The following is an 18,677-nucleotide window of genomic DNA, read 5'->3' on the forward strand; positions in this document are numbered from 1 at the left end:
GTCGACAGGATCCAGTCAGTAACCTGCCAATAATAAATTTCAATTTAATACACTTATTTTCTTAGAAGCTGTTCATGGTCTTCACGAAAGACGAGAACCGTTTCTTAACACAGGGATGCGTGATGCTGACTTGGCTCTGGCACTATATTCGACCCTATCGATTGCACCTGATGGGGGCGCTACTGGCGCTTGTGATTACGTCCGGTTTAACACTTGCTTTGGGGCAGGGTGTCAAACTGATGATCGATCAGGGTTTTGTTGAAGGCTCAGTGTCTGGGCTCTGGCAAGCTCTGCAGATATTTCTCGGGCTCACCCTTGCCATGTCTTTGGGTTCTTACTGCAGGCTTTACCTTGTCTCCTGGTTGGGAGAACGGGTGGTTGCTGATATACGAAAAGACCTCTATGGCAGACTGGTTAAACTCCACCCGGGGTTTTATGAAGAAAACCATTCCGGTGAAATTCAAAGCCGCATCACTACAGACACAACTCTGCTTCAATCCGTGATCGGCTCGGAGATCTCCTTTGCCCTTCGCAATACCCTGATGTTTATTGGTGGCCTTGTTTTGATGGTGATCAGCAACCTGAAACTGACATTGATGGTTCTGGTCGCGGTTCCTCTGGTGGTTTTTCCACTGCTGTTTATTGGCCGTAAAGTCAGAAGCCTTTCCAAAACCAGTCAGGATAAAATTGCTACTGCTGGAGCCTGGGTTGGAGAAAGCTTACAAAACATAAGAGTCGTTCAGGCGTTTAACCGTGAACAACTGGTTATTGATAAGTTTAATGATGCTGCTGAACAGGCTTTTGATGTTGCTATTAAACGTGTGGGTACAAGAGCAACATTAATCGGGCTGGTGATGTTGCTGGTGCTCAGCGCGGTTGGCAGCATGATGTATATTGGTGGTCGCGACGTATTGGAAGGTAATCTGTCAGGAGGAGAGCTGGCAGCCTTTGTCTTCTATGCGATTATCGTGGCTGGGTCGCTGGCAGCGGTTACAGAAGTGTACGGAGAGCTGCAAAGGGCTGCAGGAGCTGTTGACCGGATACGTGAATTGCAGGCGATTAAATCTGAAATTCTTGCCCCTGAGCACCCCGTCAACCCTGCTTCGGTTTCAGGACAGTTGACTCTTAATCAGGTCACTTATGCTTATCCCTCAAGACCTGATCAGTCAGCTATTGATAATTTGACCCTGAACATCAAGGCGGGTGAACGTATCGCTCTGGTCGGCCCTTCCGGTGCAGGTAAGTCAACCATGTTTGATCTTCTGCTTCGGTTCAGAGAGCCTCAATCAGGCAATATTGCTCTGGATGGTATTGCTATAAACGACATGAAGCCAGCAAGATTGAGAAGTCACTTTGCTCTGGTTCCTCAGCATCCGGTTCTGTTCAGTACCAATGTCTGGGAGAACCTTCGTTACGGTAATCCTGAAGCGACCGATGAGGAAGTTATTGCTGCCGCGAAAGCCGCTCACGCGGATGAATTTATTCAAAACCTGCCACAGGGTTACAGCAGTGACCTGGGAGAACGTGGTGTAAAACTCTCAGGCGGACAGCAGCAACGAATGGCGATAGCCAGAGCCATTCTCCGTGATCCGGAAGTACTTCTGCTCGATGAAGCCACCAGCGCTCTGGATGCTCAAAGCGAATATCTGGTTCAGCAGGCGTTGAATGAACTTATGAAAAATCGAACGACACTGGTTATTGCCCACAGATTAGCCACCATAACTCACGTTGATCGCATTGCAGTTATGGACAAGGGACAGTTAGTGGCGATAGGAACCCACGAGGAATTGCTGGAGAGTTCACCTCTTTATCAGAGGCTTGCCAAGCTGCAGTTTAATACTGCATAGGCTATCAATATAAACATCTATGCTCAGCGCTTCTATCCCGGTTGGAAGAAGCGCTGAAGATCAAAACACCCGACTTATTTCTGCTCTTGTTTCTCTGCAGACTTTTCTTCCTGGTGTCCGGCTACTTCTTCCTGCTCTTTTTTCTTCTCAACATCCTGACCACCGCAAGCACCACAACAACTCATTTCTATCATCCTGTATTCTATAAAAAGTATATGGATGGATAATAACCGAGTGAAACACCCGAACATATGATGCAAATCAAATGAATCTTTAGAAAGATATATGCAAGGAGGAACTTAAACGTCTGCTCTGATTAAAGCTGTACGTCAAGACAGCCTTTAATCAAGCCTCGCTTGCTGAAATTAAACCGGGTCAGATAAGCGCCCAGCGAATCTGGGCCAAGCAACTGGTTAGTGACTTCTTTTACGGTCATTCCCTGGCCAAATAGATGCTGAGCATTGCCACAGAGTTCGACCAAATATTCCAGCTTACGGCTCAGCGCCTGCTTGCCATCTTCTACTACACCTCTGTGAGGGCAGAACATGGTTTGAAAATCGTAGTTAAGAACATTACGAATATCGTCTATCTGCTGCCCCAGGTTCTCCTTTTCATGGAGAAACTTCACGGCACTGGCAATATAAAGATCACCAGTAAACATATAGCCCTTTTCAGGCACAAAAAAACACTGCATATCATGGCAGTGTCCAGGCACATGAATCGGAATAATCTGTGAACCGTCATCCAGCTCTATTCGTTCAGGAAAGGGTTGTATCGCTATCTTTGGCGTAGAACCCCAAAAAATCTTTTCCAGAAGAGTAATAGAGAAGCCTTTCTTGAGTTGTCTGACGGTACGCTCATGTCCTGATGCCAATACATCAAACTCATCATGAATGTTTTTAATATTACCAGTATGGTCTTCATGAAAGTGCGTAATCAATAGCTGCCTGACGTCTTTTTCAGCGATAAAAGGCCGAACAAATTGCCACTGCCTGAGCGGGCCACAATCAATAAGGGTGTCACCTATTCGGTAGTTTACGAAGGAAGCCGTGACGTGGTCTTTCCAGCCGGTTCTTATCCCTTCAATACCTTCGAATTGTATTCGTCCAAAATCAGCCATTGGTTTCTCTTATTATTGTTATTTCTTACCCTGAGCTTTCACCCATGGCTGATATATTTCTCATACTCGATGCTATCAAAGCAGCTTATTCAGGCGATCCGGATAGTCAGTGATAATACCGTCAACGCCATCATCAATAAGGCTGACCATTTCAGACGTTTCATTAATGGTCCAGACTTCCACTTTCAATCCCCGACTCTGGGCATCCTCAATAAAAGACGGAGTAACAATCTCAAGATCAGAGTGAACCAATGGTACCTGAAGAGCCTGTGCAGTCACTGGCAGTAAATGAGAAAGACCTACTTTCTGTAAACCAACGAACAGCTTCACTTCTTCCGGCGACATTGATGTCGCAACCTGCGGGCAGATTGCCCGAAACTCTTCCAGAGCCTCATGCTTGAAAGAGCCAATAATAGCCTTCTGATCGATATTGTTATCTTTCAGTGATTTACACAGTTTTCTGGCAATGCTCGGACGCTCCTGCTTGATCTCAATGACGTAGCGAGCACCTGGAGTTACATCAACTATCTCCTGAAACGTAGGAATGGTAATGCCTACTTCACGATACGGATAGGATTGATCCTTATTGGGGTCAAACATATAACCCGCATCCAGAGCCTTCAGCTCTTCAAGCGTTTTCTCTTTGACCGGACCATAGCCATTGGTGGTTGCATTAACCGTATCGTCATGACGAACTATCAGATGACCATCCTTACTGCTATGGATGTCCATCTCGATAAGAGCACCCAGCTTGTGAGACAGCGCAGCAGCATCAGCCGTATTATCAGGCTTCAGACCATGTCCCGCTCGATGAGCAATAACGTCAATCTTTGCCTTATCGCGATAATAAGCATGTTCGGATATATAGTTAACCGGAGGCACAAAGTAGAGGCCGCCGATTACCAGAGCCAGCAGCAAGACAAGTTTTTTCCACATAATTTTATTTTAATTGTAGTTTTTTGTATGTCTGCATCATAGCAGCAATTAAACGACAAATTAAATACAGTTCACAAAACCTGTCTTTACTACTTTTCCTGTGAGCTATTTTACGATAATCAGAAATCACACAAATCAGGCTTTCCTTCAGGCTTTATCCGTTCATTACGCTTACGGGTTTCATCTTCGTCAAACATACTCTGCCACTGGCGGCTTTCATTTTCCGGCAACACTTCTTTGACGCACCATACTCTCTCGTATCCGGTATGAGCGATCTTCCAGTCACCATCAGCCTTCACATACTCATCCCAGTAAATGCCGTTGCCACGAACCCGCATATTGGCATCCAAAATATGGACAGTGTCATCCATATACCAGACACCTGTCGCGGTAGTAGGGCTGGTGATCTCAATTTCAGGATGATGGCCGTGATGCTGACTGAGAATTCTCTGATTACTCATCATCTCAACAAAGAAGCTATAAACTTCTTCACGTCCATTTTGAACATGACCACCATTGTCATAACGTGTTGTCGCATCTTCAGTAAATAGATCTGCAAGCTGACGATGCTGCTTACAATCAACATAGCGATAATATCGATGCTTCATCTTTTTGATTTCTTCGATCGCTTCCAGCTTTTCCAGTAAACCCATTACGTTGTCCTCTGCTTTTTTATTATTATTTAGTGTTCTGAGCTGCAGTTTTTCCGGCCAGACGGCCAAAGAAAGTGGCATCACCAATCGAAAAACCGCTGCTGTAAGTTGCGCCACTTCGTGGCAGACCACAGGTGTTTCTACCAGCAGCGTACAATCCGGTAACAACTTGTCTGTCTTCAGTAAGCACTTCACCTGTTGGCTGGGTATTCAATCCACCAAAGGTAAATACGGGGAAATAGGCGCCACTGTTAATGGAGATATCAAAAGCGGCGTAAGGTGCTTCATTCAATGGTTTTAGATAGGGCTTTCTCTTATGAAACAAAGGGTCATTCCCCTCTGCAGCATGAAAATTGAACTGTTCAAGAGTGTGAGACAATGAGCGAGCTGGCATGTTCAGCTCTTCTTCAAGCTCTTCAATGGTTTCACCGACACCTGCCACACCAAAACCACCCAGTGGCGGTTTTTCCAAAGCTTCAAAATTTCGGCTGTCGATCACCAGATAGAATTTTTCATCAGGGGCATTGAGAATAAGATCACCAACTACTCCCTGATAGCTGTCTTCATTAATAACTCGCTGACCTTTACCGTTGACAATAATACCATCGACAAAGGAAGACGGCGGGTAGAAAGGCAAAGCAACAAAACCTTCACTCATTCCTATAAGTGAACCACCAACACCCTGCCCCATACGCAGACCAACGCCATTATCATTCGGGTTACCAAGAGGCAAAGACGCTTTTGCCAATCTTGGCGCATGGTTCTTTACCATCTCATCATTCATGATAAAGCCACCGGCACAGAGAATGACGCCCTGAGCCGCCTTAATGCAGCGCTCTTCACCATCGATACGGACAACCAGACCAACAACTCTTTTGCTGTCGTCCTGAATAAGCGTCAGTGCTCGACTCTCATAACTGATCAACACCTGTCGTTTTTCAAGTGCAGCTGTGAGCGTTCTCATCAGGTAAGCGCCACCGTCTTCACCATGGGCTTTACCTTTGTGCCCTCGCGGCGCTGGTTTAGCAATGGTGTCATAGGGATAGGCGTATTCATTACCGGAGCAGATCAAACCTTCATCATTGGGCGTATTGGTGTATTTTTCAGCGTAGTATTCAGCCTTGAACTCCATGCCCTGATCCAGCAGCCATTGATAGTGGTCAAGATTATTATCCACATAGAGACGAATCTTTTCTTCATCACCATTCGGCCCACAACTTTTGACCATAAACTGATACATATCTTCCAGCGTGTCTTCAAAGCCGCACTCACTCTGAAGCAGTGTCCCACCACCAAAGTAGATCTGACCGCCAGCCATTGCTGTTGTACCACCACCCACACTGCCAGCTTCCAGAACCATCACTTTCGCACCGGCATCGGCCGCTTCAATAGCCGCACAACTACCAGCAGCACCGAGGCCGACAACAACAACATCAGTTTCAGCAAACCAATCTGCGACTTCTGACAATTCTCGGGGTTCAGTAGGAAGCGTTTTTCCGGACACAGCCTGCACCTTCATTATTGTTATTCTTTTCCCAGGTGTCGGACATCTGGAACTCCCACATGGAGAACCAGCCAAAACACATGGACAGTTGAATTGATTTCAGCCAAATATCAGTGATCTGAATCTGCTTTGCATAATCTGTTTTGACTAGAAGGCGCTCTCACAGACAGCTTTGTAATCACACAACAGTTATTCTTTAGGAACTATGGCTCTTGCCACTGCTATCTGAAAAAGGCACTCTGAGCCTGATAAAAATGAAATAAAGCAGCTAAACAATGATAAGAATAGGCATTCTGGGAGCGGCAAGAATTGCTCCCATGGCACTGATTGAGCCAGCAAAAAAGTTGGCTGGGGTTGAAGTTACCGCTATCGCAGCCAGAGATCCGGAAAAAGCCAGAGCCTTTGCCAAAAAGCATGAGATACCTGTCGTCTGCGACAGTTATGATGAACTGATTGCTCGAGAAGATATTGATGCCATCTACAACCCTCTGCCAAACAGTCTGCACGCAGAGTGGAGCATTAAGGCATTAAAGGCAGGTAAGGATGTTCTCTGCGAAAAGCCATTTGCCAATAATGAGCAAGACGCCAAAGCGATGGTTGAAGCCGCCAATGCCTCGACGCAGGTGCTGATGGAAGCGTTTCATTACCGCTATCACCCGCTTATTCAGCGAGTAAAAGAACTGGTGCCAACACTGGGAAAAATCAAACACATTCATACCAGCATGTGTTTCCCCCTCCCTATGTTTAACGACATTCGTTACAACTATGCTCTGGGAGGCGGCGCCACAATGGATGTAGGTGCTTACACCACCAACCTTTTAAGACTGGTTGCCAAAGCTTCCGGAGACCCCGATCTGGCAGCGCTTCCTGATGTTGATCAGGCAAAAGCTTCTCTGAAAGGTGCCGAAATTGACCGGCATATGGAAACGCACCTGTCCTGGCCTAACGGCACAACAGCCAGAACCAGCAACTCACTCTGGTCATGGAAACTGGTGTCACTGAAACTTGAAGTTGAAGGTGAAAACGGCAAGCTGTACATCAAAAATCCCTACCTTCCCCAGCTGTTTCACAAGCTGGTTGTATTCAACAGTAAGGGTAAGACCCTTGAAAAGCTGAAGGCTGAATCCACCTACTTTTATCAACTGGAAGAATTCTGTCGTAGAATCAATGAACGAGACTTCTCACCAGAATCCCATCAGGACTCTATTGAGAACATGCGCTTAATCGACAGTATTTACAGAGCCGCAGGATTAAAACTGCGAGGGCAGGAATAGCGTTATTGTTTAACGCTATTCCTGCTTTACCAATCAGTCAGTTCTCGCCGGTTAAATACCAGTTTCCTGATCATAATAAGCAGTCAACCTGGTAATGTAGCTAGTCAGACTCAAAATCTCACCATCTTCCATCAATTGTTTCAAAAGACCAGAATCCAGTTCATAGGTATCTAACGCGTCTTTATAAATCACAATCTGTTTATCATCTGCATTTAAAAAGCCTGTCACAAAAACAGTATTATAAGTTTCCACTTTACATATTTCATCATGACAATTCGCTCTGCTCTCTGTCACTACCGAGCTACTCATTGCTTTCTCATGAGACTCTTTATCAATTTTGTCCCGTCCATACTCCAGACTATATACAAAAAGCCCATTCCCGGCTCTCTTGATATATACCTCTTTAACAAACGCACCTATAAAGCTGAGACTCTCAAAGTTTGATCCCTTCCAGTTTGATCTGTTCAACCTAAGACCATAAGAAATATAGGTCTTTTTTTCAAGATAACGATCCATTGTCATGATTGAATAGTATCGGGATGACATATCCCAATTTTCAGTGACTACAACCGTCTCTCCTGCATAGGTTGTAATTGATTGAAGGCAGACCACTAAAATCAAAAGAAAACGACTCAGGGTTGATCGAACAAGAGCTTTATACTTCATACACTCACCTCTTTAAGAAGTACCATTTAGTGGTACTTCTTTATTTATTTTAATTAGGCTTTCTTCGCCATTTACTGTCCATCCTTATACAATTTCACTTCCACACCCTGGAAAATCATATTTTCAGATTTTGCCAAAAGTTCAGCAGTAATCATGAAATAAGAATATATGTTTCGGAACCTAACCTGCACAGACATTCATGATTTATATTCACAAATCAGAATAGTTAAGGATCACGTGAATTAAAATTTATTTTTCTCGTTTTTTTTCATTGAGCTCTTCTCTTATTTTTTTCCATGTTCATCTGTAATATGTCATCGTTATTCACAATGTACTATTGGCTATCTATGGTAAGAGAACTCTCTGTTTCAACCTGTCCTGCATGTGGCAAAAATAATCTGTGTGCTTTTGGGCTTGGCCAACCAGCTGAAAGCTGCTGGTGCCTACAAGACATAAAAAAACCGGAAAAAGGTGAAATCCTTCTTCCGGTTCCTGTTTATGACTCTGCTTCCAGAGAGCCCGCCAGTTGCTACTGTCATGAATGCCTGAAAAAGATCAAGGCATTAAAGCAGGGGCTTCAAGACCAGCCAGCTCATCCAAACCGCACATAATATTCATATTCTGTACAGCCTGACCGGCAGCACCTTTCATCAGGTTATCAATAACAGACAGAATCACGACAGTATCACCACCTTGTGGACGATGCACCGCAATACGGCAGACATTGGATGCTTTGGCTGAACGGGTTTCCGGATGACTGCCTTCAGGCATTACATCCACAAAAGGTTCATCGGCAAACTTGTCTTCGAACAGTTTCTGAAGATCGACAGAATGGTCTTTTACTGTCGCATAGACAGTCGAGTGAATACCACGAATCATCGGTGTCAGGTGCGGAGTAAATACCAACTCTCCCGAGAAAACCTTGTCGCCGGATGAAGGCATTCTCGCTACGCCCTGTTTGATCTCGGGCAGGTGACGATGACCAGCAACACCGTAAGCCTTGAAGGATTCAGAAGCTTCACACAGCAGGCTGCCGGTTTTCGCTTCACGGCCTGCACCACTAACACCAGACTTTGCATCTACAATAATAGTGTCGTCTACCAGCCCTGCTTCCACCAGCGGCAGCAGAGCTAGCTGTGTGGCTGTCGGATAACAACCCGGATTAGCCACCAGCCTTGCCGATTTGATCTGTTCACGGTTCATTTCCGGCAAACCATAAACAGCTTCGTCCAGTAATTCAGGGCAGGCATGATCGACACCGTACCATTGTTTCCAGACAGTCGGATCGGAGAGCCTGAAGTCTGCAGCCAGATCAACCACCTTCACACCTTTTTCCAGCAGAGTGGGTACTGACTTCATGGCAATACCATTAGGCGTAGCGAAGAACACCAGATCACATTGAGCCAATACTTCATCGTCCGGAACCGAGTAAGCGATATCCATCTTGCCACGCAGGCCCGGATAAAGATCACTGACAGGTCGGCCCGCTTCCTTCCTGGAGGTGATGACTTCCACGCTGACATCGGGGTGAACCGCCAGCAGACGCAGTAATTCGGCCCCGGTATACCCGGTGCCACCCACGATTCCGACCTTAACCATGATCTCTCCAATCAAATGATGAATTTTTATTTATTTTATTAGAATAATTATTTATTCAGTTTCTTTCAAGGGAAACTGCTCAAACTCAACGCCAGACCAGCCTGTTTTCATAAAGGCCCTGATATTACCGTGACTTGAACCCTCAGAATCATTCAGTACTTCATCGCGATAGTAGAGTCCAAAACAGTGCAGGGTGTGCGCTTCTGACAGCTTATTGAGCTGACCAAATGCAAGAATTTTGCAGGAACCTTCATTGGTTCCTGCCGTATTCTGCTGATCTCCATTTTTGAAACCGCAAGCTGTGTACTCATAATTCTCGTTAATCACTGACATGACATTTTGAAACTCAACAGTTTCAGGGGACTCTTTCAGTTGGCTAAGCAGTTCGTTCAGTGACATCTGTTATTATTCTCTTTCAATGGTTGGATAATTTCGGTCAGCCCGTGAATATGAATTTCCAGAGCCAGCTGCATGAGCCTGCCCAGTTCACCTTCCGGAAATCCTTTGCGGGTAAACCAGAGCAGGTACTCTTCCGGCAGATCAATCAGCACCCGGCCACTGTACTTACCAAAAGGCATGGTCATTCGGGCGAGCTTAACAAGGTCCTGTTTATCGAACATGGGCTGACCAGCAGTTAATAGTATCTACAGGATTATAACGGGCTCTCCATTCCAGTCACCTCGTCAGTATGAGAAAATACCCATATTAACTTCTCTACAATCAGTTTTTTCTGGTACAGACATTTTCAGCCTGATAAATACAATGATGATGCTGAAATATCCCCTACTGTCCTGAAATGCCTTTAAGGAGTATCTGTTGCCAGCACAGCGACGTCGCTTTTCTTTGCATAACCTGCGTATTCAGCTCTCAGAAGCGGATGCTCTGCCACACCTGACCTTTCTTGGTCTGTTGACTGGTTTTCTGGGTGGATGCCTGCTGATTGGATTTAATGAATTACTGAAGCTGGCAACTGTCGTATTGATGCCGGCAGGAGAGGATCGCTTTGAGTCACTCTCTGATATACAGCGCTTTTTCCTGCCTGTGGCTGGTTCACTACTGATTCTCAGTATGATTACACTCTGTCGTCCTAACCGACGAAGCGTTGGTGTAGCACATGTTATTCAGCGGCTGGCTCTTAATCGCGGGCGCTTGCCTGCCAGTAGTATGGCTCTGCAGTTTTTTACTGCGCTTACCGCACTGGCCAGTGGTTTCTCTGTTGGTCGGGAAGGTCCGGCCGTTCATATAGGTGCTGCTGCAGGCAGCCAGCTGGGTCAAAAGCTTAAACTGCCAGACAATACACTGACGACACTGGCTGGCTGTGGTGTCGCTACAGCTATATCAGTGTCATTTAACACACCACTGGCAGGCGTCGTTTTTGCCATGGAGGTCATCGTACGCCGTTATAATCTGGTCAGTTTTATTCCGGTTATGGCTGCATCCGTTATTGCTTCATTAATGACGCAATACTTTTACGGGTTTGAGCCTGCCTTTGTCATTCCACCCATTCATATGAATTCAATGGCAGAGTTTCTGCTGGCTGCCCTGATGGCCGTTGCTATTGGTTTACTGGCGGCTTCCTTTATTAAATTACAGACAGGCATTGCTACCGCCCGTAAAGGCAGACTGGCAATGCCGGTTTTATCCGCCGGATTTATTATGGGTATTACAGGTGTATTTGCTCCCGACCTCATGGGCATGGGTTATGACACCATCAGCGACCTGTTGAATGAAAGCAGCTACACACTGTCTTTTTTGTTGCTTATGTTGTTCGGTAAGATGCTGCTCACACCGATGATGACCGGGCTGGGTATTCCTGGCGGCATTATCGGTCCAACCCTGTTTATTGGTGCAGTAACAGGTTCTGTGTTCAGCATTCTTGGCGATACGATGTTAGGCATTCCTAATATCAACGGTTCGTTTCAGGCATTACTGGGAATGGTTGCCATGATGGCAGCCACTCTTCAGGCACCACTGGTGGCACTGGTCACCGTACTGGAATTAACCCGTAACCCGAACGTTATTATGCCGGCCATGTTTGTCATCGTGATTGCCTGCCTGATTTCCGGCCGCTTCTTCAACAACCGCGGCATCTTTGATCAACAGCTGATTGTGGGTGGTCTCAGTTTTGACCCATCCCCCCTTCACCAGACACTGAGCCAAACCGGTGTTGCCAGTCTGATGTCGTCCAGTTTTGCTCGCTGCCGATTGATTCCCAACCCTGAAGAAATGCAGCGTTTGAAGTACAAGAACATTGAGTGGCTGCTATATCCTGATAGCAACGATATTCTGATTAGCTCAACACACACAACCATAGAGCCGGAAGCCAGCCGTCCTGTACAGATTCAGGCAACCCTTTATGAGGCTCTGGATCAGATGAACCGACAATCTCTGGATGCTTTACCTGTCGTCAGCCTGGAAAAATCCGGGCGAAGAATATGCGGCGTTATCACTCGAAGAGATGTTGAGAGTTACTATCTGGACAAGCTTCACCTGCCAGACAGCGAACTTGAGAAAAGGGTTTGAGCCAGAGAATATTAAAAAAGAGTTTTCGTATTTAGCCTTACTGCAGTCGAAGCGCTGGCGTTTTTTCTGCTACTCTCAGCGGCTAATGCTTAAAACGAAGATGGGATCTCTTTATGCTCTGGGTTAAAGCCTTTCATATTATCGCCATGGTTTGCTGGTTTGCCATGCTGTTTTATTTGCCGAGACTGTTTGTTTATCACGCCATGAGTGACGATCAGGCTAGCAAAGACCGCTTCAAAATCATGGAACGAAAGTTGTATCGTGGTATTGGTACCCCTTCTATGATTGCCACCATCGCCCTGGGCATCTGGCTGATGACTTACTCACCCGCTTTTTATATGAGCAGTGCCTGGTTTCATGCCAAGCTGACGCTGGTGGTTCTGTTAGTGGGGTATCATCATATGTGTGGCGCCTTCATGAAGAAGTTTGCTACTGACAGTAATACTCGCTCACACACCTTCTACAGAGTGTTTAATGAAGTTCCTGTCTTTTTCTTACTGGGCATTGTGATACTGGTTGTCGTCAGACCTTTCTGAGTGTGATAGGTATAAGATCTGAGCAGCGGTTCACTACTTTCAGGTGACCGCTTTTTTCTTTTTCATCAATACTATTTTCTATTTAAAAGTTTTGCGAAAAACTAAAAAAAGTTAATATCATAATTTAAAAAATTGACCCATCTCAATTAATTATCCTGCTAAAAAAATCATCAACACCAACCCGATCGACGATTAATTTTGAACAACAGTTCATTAAACTTGATTAAAAAGCTATCTACACCTAGATCAAACGATTGATTACATATCAATCAGATCAAAAAGCAGACACATTTGGAAGAAGAGTCAGAAGAAACCGAAGGGAATTTTATTAATGCTGAAAGTTCGCATAATTTAACACGAATCCAGAATTCAACAAACCAGTCTCAGTCAATACTTTGTAAAGCCAATATCTGTAAAGTTCGCCCCCGTTACGAATCATTCAATACAGAATCCAGCGACGTAACCTGATTTCAATTCATATCTCTTAATGAATAGTTTTAATGAATAGTTTTAATGAACTGACCTCATTAAAGAGTTTTACGAGTGCGTCATTGAAATACACGAAAGTCGTCGCAGTTTAATTCTGAACTTAATCTAAATTTCGGGTTTCCGAGGATACAATGGCTAACGCACAGGCAATCTCACAGAATCAGACTGGCAGCGCGGCTCAGTCCAAAGGCTGGACCAAACGTGACACTGAATGGTGTCTGACTCTTTTCGGTACAGCTGTTGGTGCCGGTGTACTGTTCCTGCCAATCAACGCCGGTCTGGGTGGCATCTGGCCACTGATCTTTATGACCCTGCTGATCGGTCCTATGACCTTCCTGGCTCACCGTGGTCTGTCCCGCTTCTGCCTGTCTGCTTCCAACCCGAATGCCGACATCACCGACGCAGTAGCTGAACACTTCGGTCCTAAAGCTGGCTCCCTGATCACTTTCGGTTACTTCGCCGCTATCTTCCCTATCCTGCTGATTTACGGCATTGGTATCACCAACACTGTTTCCAGCCTTCTGGTTAACCAGATGGGTTGGGAAGCCGCCCCTAACCGCGCACTGCTGAGCTTTGTTCTGGTTGCAGGTCTGGTAGGTGTTATGGTTTGCGGTCAGAAGATGGTTCTGAAAGTAACCTCTGCTATCGTTTACCCGCTGATTGCCGTACTGGTTGGCCTGTCTCTGTACCTGGTTCCTCAGTGGAACGTTGCCGCTCAGTTCAGCGTTGCTCCTGACGCAGTAAGCTTCATCAAGACTCTGTTCCTGACCATTCCAGTTCTGGTATTTGCTTTCAACCACTCTCCAGCAGTGTCCTCTTTCTCTGCGGCTTACCGCAAGGATCTGGGCGACAACGCTGAAGCTCAGGCCAGCAAAACCCTGAAACGTGCAGCCATGATGCTGGTTGGCTTCACTATGTTCTTCGTATACAGCTGTGTACTGACTCTGAGCCCGGCTGAACTGATGGCTGCCAAGCAGGCAAACATCTCTATCCTGAGCTACTTCGCTGAGCGTACTGACAACGCCATGTTCGGCTGGCTGGCACAGATCGTTGCTATCGTTGCGATCACCTCTTCTTTCTTCGGCCACTACATGGGTACCCGCGAAGGTCTGACCGGTCTGATCAGCAAGCAGTTTGAAGGTTCCGGGAAGAAGCTGAACCAGAAAGCTCTGGATCGCGGCATCATGATCTTCATCACTCTGGCAGTATGGCTGGTTGCTTACCTGGATGTGAGCGTTATGGGTATGATCGAATCAATCGTATCGCCAATTATCGCTGCCATCCTGTTCATCATGCCGGTATACGCTGTTAAGCGCATTCCAAGCATGAAAAAGTACGAATCCAAAGCGAACATCTTCACCCTGATCATGGGTATCATCGCGATCACCGGCTTCATCGCTTCTCAGCTGCTGTAATTTCTCAATATGTAAGTTATTCACCACACCTTGTGGTGAATAACTTCTCGCTCAAAGCTGAATCGTTCAGCTTAAGCAACAGCAACTCTCAGAATTAAACTCTGAATAACAGGCATTCCGCAGTAATTTCAGTATTGCTCCGGAATGCCTTTTTCGTTTCTATCCCGCACTATGCGCCCAAATATCTTTTGAACAGCGATTAACCAGCATGCTTAGCATCTTTGATATCTTCAAGATCGGAATCGGACCGTCCAGCTCTCATACAGTGGGCCCAATGTGGGCAGGTAAACGTTTCCTGAATGAGCTGGAAGAAAAGGGAATTCTTAACAGTATTTCTTCCGTACGGGTTGGTTTGTACGGCTCTCTGGCCCTGACCGGTATTGGTCATGGCACTGACAAGGCGTCTCTGTTAGGTCTGGCCGGTTACCAGCCTGACACGATTGATCCGGACGACGCTGACCGCATTTTTGAAGAGATCAAAAGCAGCAAGAAAATTAAACTGGCCGGTGTCCATGAAATTCCGTTTGATTACGATACCCAGCTGATTTTTCACAATGGTGAAAGCCTGCCAGAACACCCGAATGCCATGCGCATTTTTGCTTCCGATGAAAATGGCATTGTCGTTTACTACAAAACCTACTTTTCTATTGGTGGCGGCTTTATTGTTTGTGCCGATGAATACAATGCTTCTAAAAGCAATGCCACCACAAACAACGACAGCGCTGAAGGCAACACCGAATCTGAAATACCTTTCCCGTTCAGCTCTGCTGCAGAGTTGGTAGTTCTGTGCAAAAAACACGATATGACTATTGCCGAGCTGACTATCGAAAATGAAAAAGCTCGTCATAACGGTGATCTGAATGCTGTGAATGAAGGTATTGATGCCATCTGGGACGTTATGCGTGCCTGCATCGATCGCGGCACTCGCATGAAAGGCTCTTTGCCAATGAGTGGCATCAAGCGTCGCTCCGCTGATCTGCATAAGACACTGACCGCTAATCCGGAAGCCATGCTGAACGATCACTTTGCCATTATGGACTGGGTGACTCTGTTCGCTATGGCCGTTAATGAAGAGAATGCCTGTGGTGGTCGTGTCGTCACTGCACCAACCAATGGCGCTGCCGGTGTAATTCCGGCCATTATTGCTTATTACAGCCGATTCCTGTCCCGAAACAACCAGCAAGGCATTCGTGACTTTATTGCTACCGCTGCTTCTATCGGTGCCCTGATCAAGATGAACGCTTCTATTTCTGGCGCCGAAGCAGGCTGCCAGGCTGAAGTGGGTTCTGCCTGCTCTATGGCAGCTGGTGCTCTGGTTGCCGTTCAGGGCGGTACTGTTGAACAGGTTGAGAACGCTGCCGAAATTGGTATGGAACATCATCTTGGCATGACCTGTGACCCGATTGCCGGGCTGGTTCAGATTCCATGCATCGAACGTAACGGTATGGCAGCTATCAAGGCTATCACAGCTGCACGTTTGGCCATGCGTGGTAATGGTGAGCACGCGGTATCCTTCGATTCCTGCATTGAAACCATGTACCAGACCGGTCTTGACCTTCAGGCTAAATACCGTGAAACCTCTCAGGGTGGTCTGGCGGTCTTTGCTGCTCAACAGAATCTGATAGCCGCCTGCTGACCGTATCTGAAAGATAGCCCCTGAAATATGACCCGATCTGGCCGATAAAGACTGCGAATTATCGCAAGTCTACGGATCAGGGTCATGGGAAACAAAGACTACAAGGTTCTATTTGAAGGCAAAGTATTGCCCGGGTTCGACTCTGATGAGGTTCGAACCCGCCTCCAACATCTCTTCAAAGCGGATGACGGGCGAATGGAACGCCTCTTCTCTGGTAAAGCCTATTCTATTCGTAAACCTGCCACCGAACGTGAAGCCAGAAAATACGAAAAGGCCATCAATAAGGTCGGTGCTGAATGCCGAATTGTCAGCATGGATGGCTCCAGAACATTAGCGCCTTCCCATAAAGGCAGCACTCATGAAGCCGCTTTTGACGACAATATTACCGCTGATAATCGTTCCGCCACTCCGGCACAGAAAACTTCTTTAAAGCAGAAAAGACAACCTCTTCAACCTTTTGGTCGGATAGGACGCTGTCGTTTTCTGGCCTTGTGCTGGCTGGTTGTTGCTATAGATCTGATCGCCTGGTTTCTTCCTGAGTATCTGCCACAACTGGTAGGCGGTACCTTTACCATTCAGGAAACAGTTTCCATGGTACTGGGTATTCATGCACTGGCTCTATTAATCATGGTCTATATCACCATAACCCGACTTCACGATATGGAGCGCAGTGGCTGGCTCTGGTTCTTTCTGGTCATACCTGTAGTCAACCTGTTGCTGTTACTGTGGATCAGTTTTTCCAGCGGCTCAAAAATGACCAACATGTACGGCGATGTTCCACCAGAACCTCGTGGTATTACTCGAGCTATTGGTGCTTACCTGCCAGTTTGTCTTATGGTGGCAGCTGGAGTCGGTGCCTGGCTGAATCAGGAAATGCTGGTCGTCTATATTCAGGCATTGCCAGAACTGGCATCGGACTGGGCCGGGCTTGAGTATCCCCTGTAAACGGCTACTTTATAGACATGAATATACAGATATGACTGCGATCAATGTTGTTCAGATCGTAACTTGATACGCATCATTACGCAGTCCATTGACCTGTATCAATCGTTATAATTCCTACTATCTTGTAAGGCATCAGTTCGCTTTCCAGCCGGTATTCCACAAGGTGAACGTCTGCGATCAGCTAAGTTTCACCTCTTGTTCCGGATAGACGACAATCGAACCGCCAAATAGCACCAGTGAATTTGCTGACCTTCACGGTAAATTCTGATCTCGGTGCACATCCCCCTCTCAGCCCTGTTTCGTTAGGTACGCAATCAATGAGCAAAGACAGCATTCTGGTTATTAACTGTGGCAGTTCTTCCCTGAAGTTCGCAGTCATCAACCCGGCCACTGAAGAAGAGACCATCAACGGTATCGCTGAGCGTATGGGTAGCAGCGAAGCACTGATTCGCTGGAAGATCGCCGGTCAGAAAGGCAGCAAGGACCTGGGTCAGGCTGCTCATGAAGAAGCTATTTCTGCTCTGATGGACGTACTGAAGCAGGAAAACCTGATCGAAAGTATCTCTGCAATCGGTCACCGTGTTGTACACGGTGGTGAAACCTTCACTGAATCCTGCCTGGTAACAGATGAAGTTCTGGCGGCCATCGAAGACACCATTAAGCTGGCTCCACTGCACAACCCGGCTAACCTGACCGGCATCCACGCTTGCCAGAAAATCTTCCCTGGATTGCCAAATGCTGTTGTCTTTGACACTGCTTTCCACCAGTCCATGCCTGCTGAAGCTTACCTGTACCCCGTTCCATACAGCCTGTACAAGGAACAAGGTGTACGTCGTTACGGTTTCCACGGCACCAGCTACCGCTACATTGGCCAGACTACAGCTGATATGCTGGGTATGGACATCAACGACAGTTGCATTCTGGTTGCTCACTTGGGTAACGGTGCTTCTGCCTGTGCTATCAAGAACGGCAAGTCCATTGACACCACTATGGGCCTGACGCCTCTGGAAGGCTTGGTAATGGGTACTCGTTCCGGCGATGTTGACCCTAACCTGTTCAGCTACCTGAACAAAACTCTGGGTTACAGCCTGGACGAAACCACCGACATGCTGAACAAGAAGAGTGGCCTGCTGGGTCTGTCTGAAATGGACAGCGACTGCCGCGTTATTGAAGACGCTGCTGCTGAAGGCAACGAGCGCGCACAGCTGACCCTGGACGTTTTCAGCCACGTACTGGCTGAGAAGCTGGCTGGTTTTGCTGCCGCTCTGGGTCGTATCGACGCTCTGGTATTCACCGGCGGCATCGGTGAAAACTCTGCCACTCTGCGTAAGCAGGTTATTGAGCGTCTGAGCATCTTTGGCTTCAAGCTGAACGAACAGCTGAACGAAGAGACATTCCGTGGCAAAAGCGGTGTGATCACTGAGGAAGGTTCTACTGTTGCAATGGTTGTTGCAACTAACGAAGAGCTGATGATCTCCCGTGATACCCAAGCTCTGACTGCCTGAGTCTTCAAGCTTATTAAAGAAAGCTGACT

Annotated in this window: 17 protein-coding genes; 9 read left to right on the forward strand and 8 right to left on the reverse strand. The window is 46.7% G+C overall.

Annotation, left to right across the window (positions count from 1 at the left end):
- Window positions 1-122 precede the first annotated feature (122 nt).
- Window positions 123-1,847 carry an ABC transporter transmembrane domain-containing protein gene (locus tag EOPP23_RS10585; RefSeq protein ID WP_153765966.1) on the forward strand — a complete coding sequence of 575 codons (1,725 nt, stop codon included), beginning with the start codon at window positions 123-125 and terminating at the stop codon, window positions 1,845-1,847.
- A gap of 316 nt (window positions 1,848-2,163) precedes the next feature.
- Here the strand turns inward: EOPP23_RS10585 and EOPP23_RS10590 are convergent, their stop codons facing one another.
- The 4 genes from EOPP23_RS10590 to EOPP23_RS10605 all read right to left on the reverse strand — a co-directional run bounded on the left by EOPP23_RS10590 (window position 2,164) and on the right by EOPP23_RS10605 (window position 6,075).
- Complete coding sequence (locus EOPP23_RS10590; RefSeq protein WP_153765967.1) at window positions 2,164-2,967, reverse strand: MBL fold metallo-hydrolase; 804 nt, start codon at window positions 2,965-2,967, stop codon at window positions 2,164-2,166.
- A 75-nt stretch (window positions 2,968-3,042) separates the two neighbouring features.
- Window positions 3,043-3,903: a glycerophosphodiester phosphodiesterase gene (locus EOPP23_RS10595; protein WP_153765968.1), complete on the reverse strand. Its 861-nt coding sequence runs from the start codon at window positions 3,901-3,903 to the stop codon at window positions 3,043-3,045.
- A gap of 119 nt (window positions 3,904-4,022) precedes the next feature.
- Window positions 4,023-4,556: a nuclear transport factor 2 family protein gene (locus EOPP23_RS10600; protein ID WP_194842577.1), complete on the reverse strand. Its 534-nt coding sequence runs from the start codon at window positions 4,554-4,556 to the stop codon at window positions 4,023-4,025.
- A gap of 25 nt (window positions 4,557-4,581) precedes the next feature.
- Window positions 4,582-6,075: an FAD-dependent oxidoreductase gene (locus EOPP23_RS10605; protein WP_153765970.1), complete on the reverse strand. Its 1,494-nt coding sequence runs from the start codon at window positions 6,073-6,075 to the stop codon at window positions 4,582-4,584.
- Window positions 6,076-6,335: 260 nt separating this feature from the next.
- On the opposite strand from EOPP23_RS10605, the gene EOPP23_RS10610 reads away from it, so the two are divergent.
- Entirely contained in the window at window positions 6,336-7,334 is a 999-nt protein-coding gene (locus tag EOPP23_RS10610) for a Gfo/Idh/MocA family protein (protein WP_153765971.1), read from the forward strand.
- Between the two features lie 51 nt (window positions 7,335-7,385).
- On the opposite strand, the gene EOPP23_RS10615 is transcribed toward EOPP23_RS10610, so the two are convergent.
- Window positions 7,386-8,000 (reverse strand): hypothetical protein, encoded by a 615-nt coding sequence (locus EOPP23_RS10615; protein ID WP_153765972.1) that lies wholly within the window; start codon window positions 7,998-8,000, stop codon window positions 7,386-7,388.
- Between the two features lie 347 nt (window positions 8,001-8,347).
- Here EOPP23_RS10615 and EOPP23_RS21780 point away from each other — a divergent pair, with 347 nt between their 5' ends.
- Window positions 8,348-8,611, forward strand: a complete 264-nt coding sequence (locus EOPP23_RS21780) for a cysteine-rich CWC family protein (protein ID WP_194842578.1) — start codon at window positions 8,348-8,350, stop codon at window positions 8,609-8,611.
- Here EOPP23_RS21780 and argC read toward each other — a convergent pair.
- Genes argC through EOPP23_RS10635 form a run of 3 tightly spaced genes read right to left on the reverse strand, consistent with a single transcriptional unit; the run spans window position 8,556 to window position 10,219 of the window.
- Window positions 8,556-9,599, reverse strand: coding sequence for an N-acetyl-gamma-glutamyl-phosphate reductase (gene argC / locus EOPP23_RS10625; protein ID WP_153765974.1), 1,044 nt, complete (start codon window positions 9,597-9,599; stop codon window positions 8,556-8,558). The two genes, EOPP23_RS21780 and argC, sit on opposite strands and share 56 nt — an antisense overlap.
- A 51-nt stretch (window positions 9,600-9,650) precedes the next feature.
- Complete coding sequence (locus tag EOPP23_RS10630; RefSeq protein WP_153765975.1) at window positions 9,651-9,998, reverse strand: HopJ type III effector protein; 348 nt, start codon at window positions 9,996-9,998, stop codon at window positions 9,651-9,653.
- A complete protein-coding gene (locus tag EOPP23_RS10635) occupies window positions 9,989-10,219 on the reverse strand; it encodes a DUF3820 family protein (protein WP_153765976.1) in 231 nt (76 codons plus the stop codon). The genes EOPP23_RS10630 and EOPP23_RS10635 overlap by 10 nt, the downstream gene beginning before the upstream one ends.
- Window positions 10,220-10,415: 196 nt before the next feature.
- On the opposite strand from EOPP23_RS10635, the gene EOPP23_RS10640 reads away from it, so the two are divergent.
- From EOPP23_RS10640 to EOPP23_RS10665, 6 genes are all read left to right on the forward strand, one after another.
- On the forward strand, window positions 10,416-12,122 hold the full coding sequence (locus EOPP23_RS10640) for a chloride channel protein (RefSeq protein WP_153765977.1): 1,707 nt from the start codon (window positions 10,416-10,418) through the stop codon (window positions 12,120-12,122).
- 113 nt (window positions 12,123-12,235) lie between these two features.
- Entirely contained in the window at window positions 12,236-12,658 is a 423-nt protein-coding gene (gene hemJ / locus EOPP23_RS10645) for a protoporphyrinogen oxidase HemJ (protein ID WP_153765978.1), read from the forward strand.
- Between the two features lie 620 nt (window positions 12,659-13,278).
- Entirely contained in the window at window positions 13,279-14,562 is a 1,284-nt protein-coding gene (locus tag EOPP23_RS10650; protein WP_153765979.1) for an amino acid permease, read from the forward strand.
- 208 nt (window positions 14,563-14,770) lie between these two features.
- Window positions 14,771-16,198, forward strand: a complete 1,428-nt coding sequence (locus EOPP23_RS10655) for an L-serine ammonia-lyase (protein ID WP_153765980.1) — start codon at window positions 14,771-14,773, stop codon at window positions 16,196-16,198.
- 84 nt (window positions 16,199-16,282) lie between these two features.
- The gene (locus EOPP23_RS10660; RefSeq protein WP_153765981.1) at window positions 16,283-17,143 is read left to right on the forward strand and encodes a DUF805 domain-containing protein; all 861 of its coding nucleotides are present in this window, start codon (window positions 16,283-16,285) and stop codon (window positions 17,141-17,143) included.
- Between the two features lie 317 nt (window positions 17,144-17,460).
- Window positions 17,461-18,648, forward strand: coding sequence for an acetate kinase (locus tag EOPP23_RS10665; RefSeq protein WP_153765982.1), 1,188 nt, complete (start codon window positions 17,461-17,463; stop codon window positions 18,646-18,648).
- The last annotated feature ends 29 nt before the right edge of the window (window positions 18,649-18,677 follow it).

This window comes from Endozoicomonas sp. OPT23 (assembly GCF_009653635.1).
In the GTDB taxonomy this organism is placed as follows: Bacteria; Pseudomonadota; Gammaproteobacteria; order Pseudomonadales; family Endozoicomonadaceae; genus Endozoicomonas_A.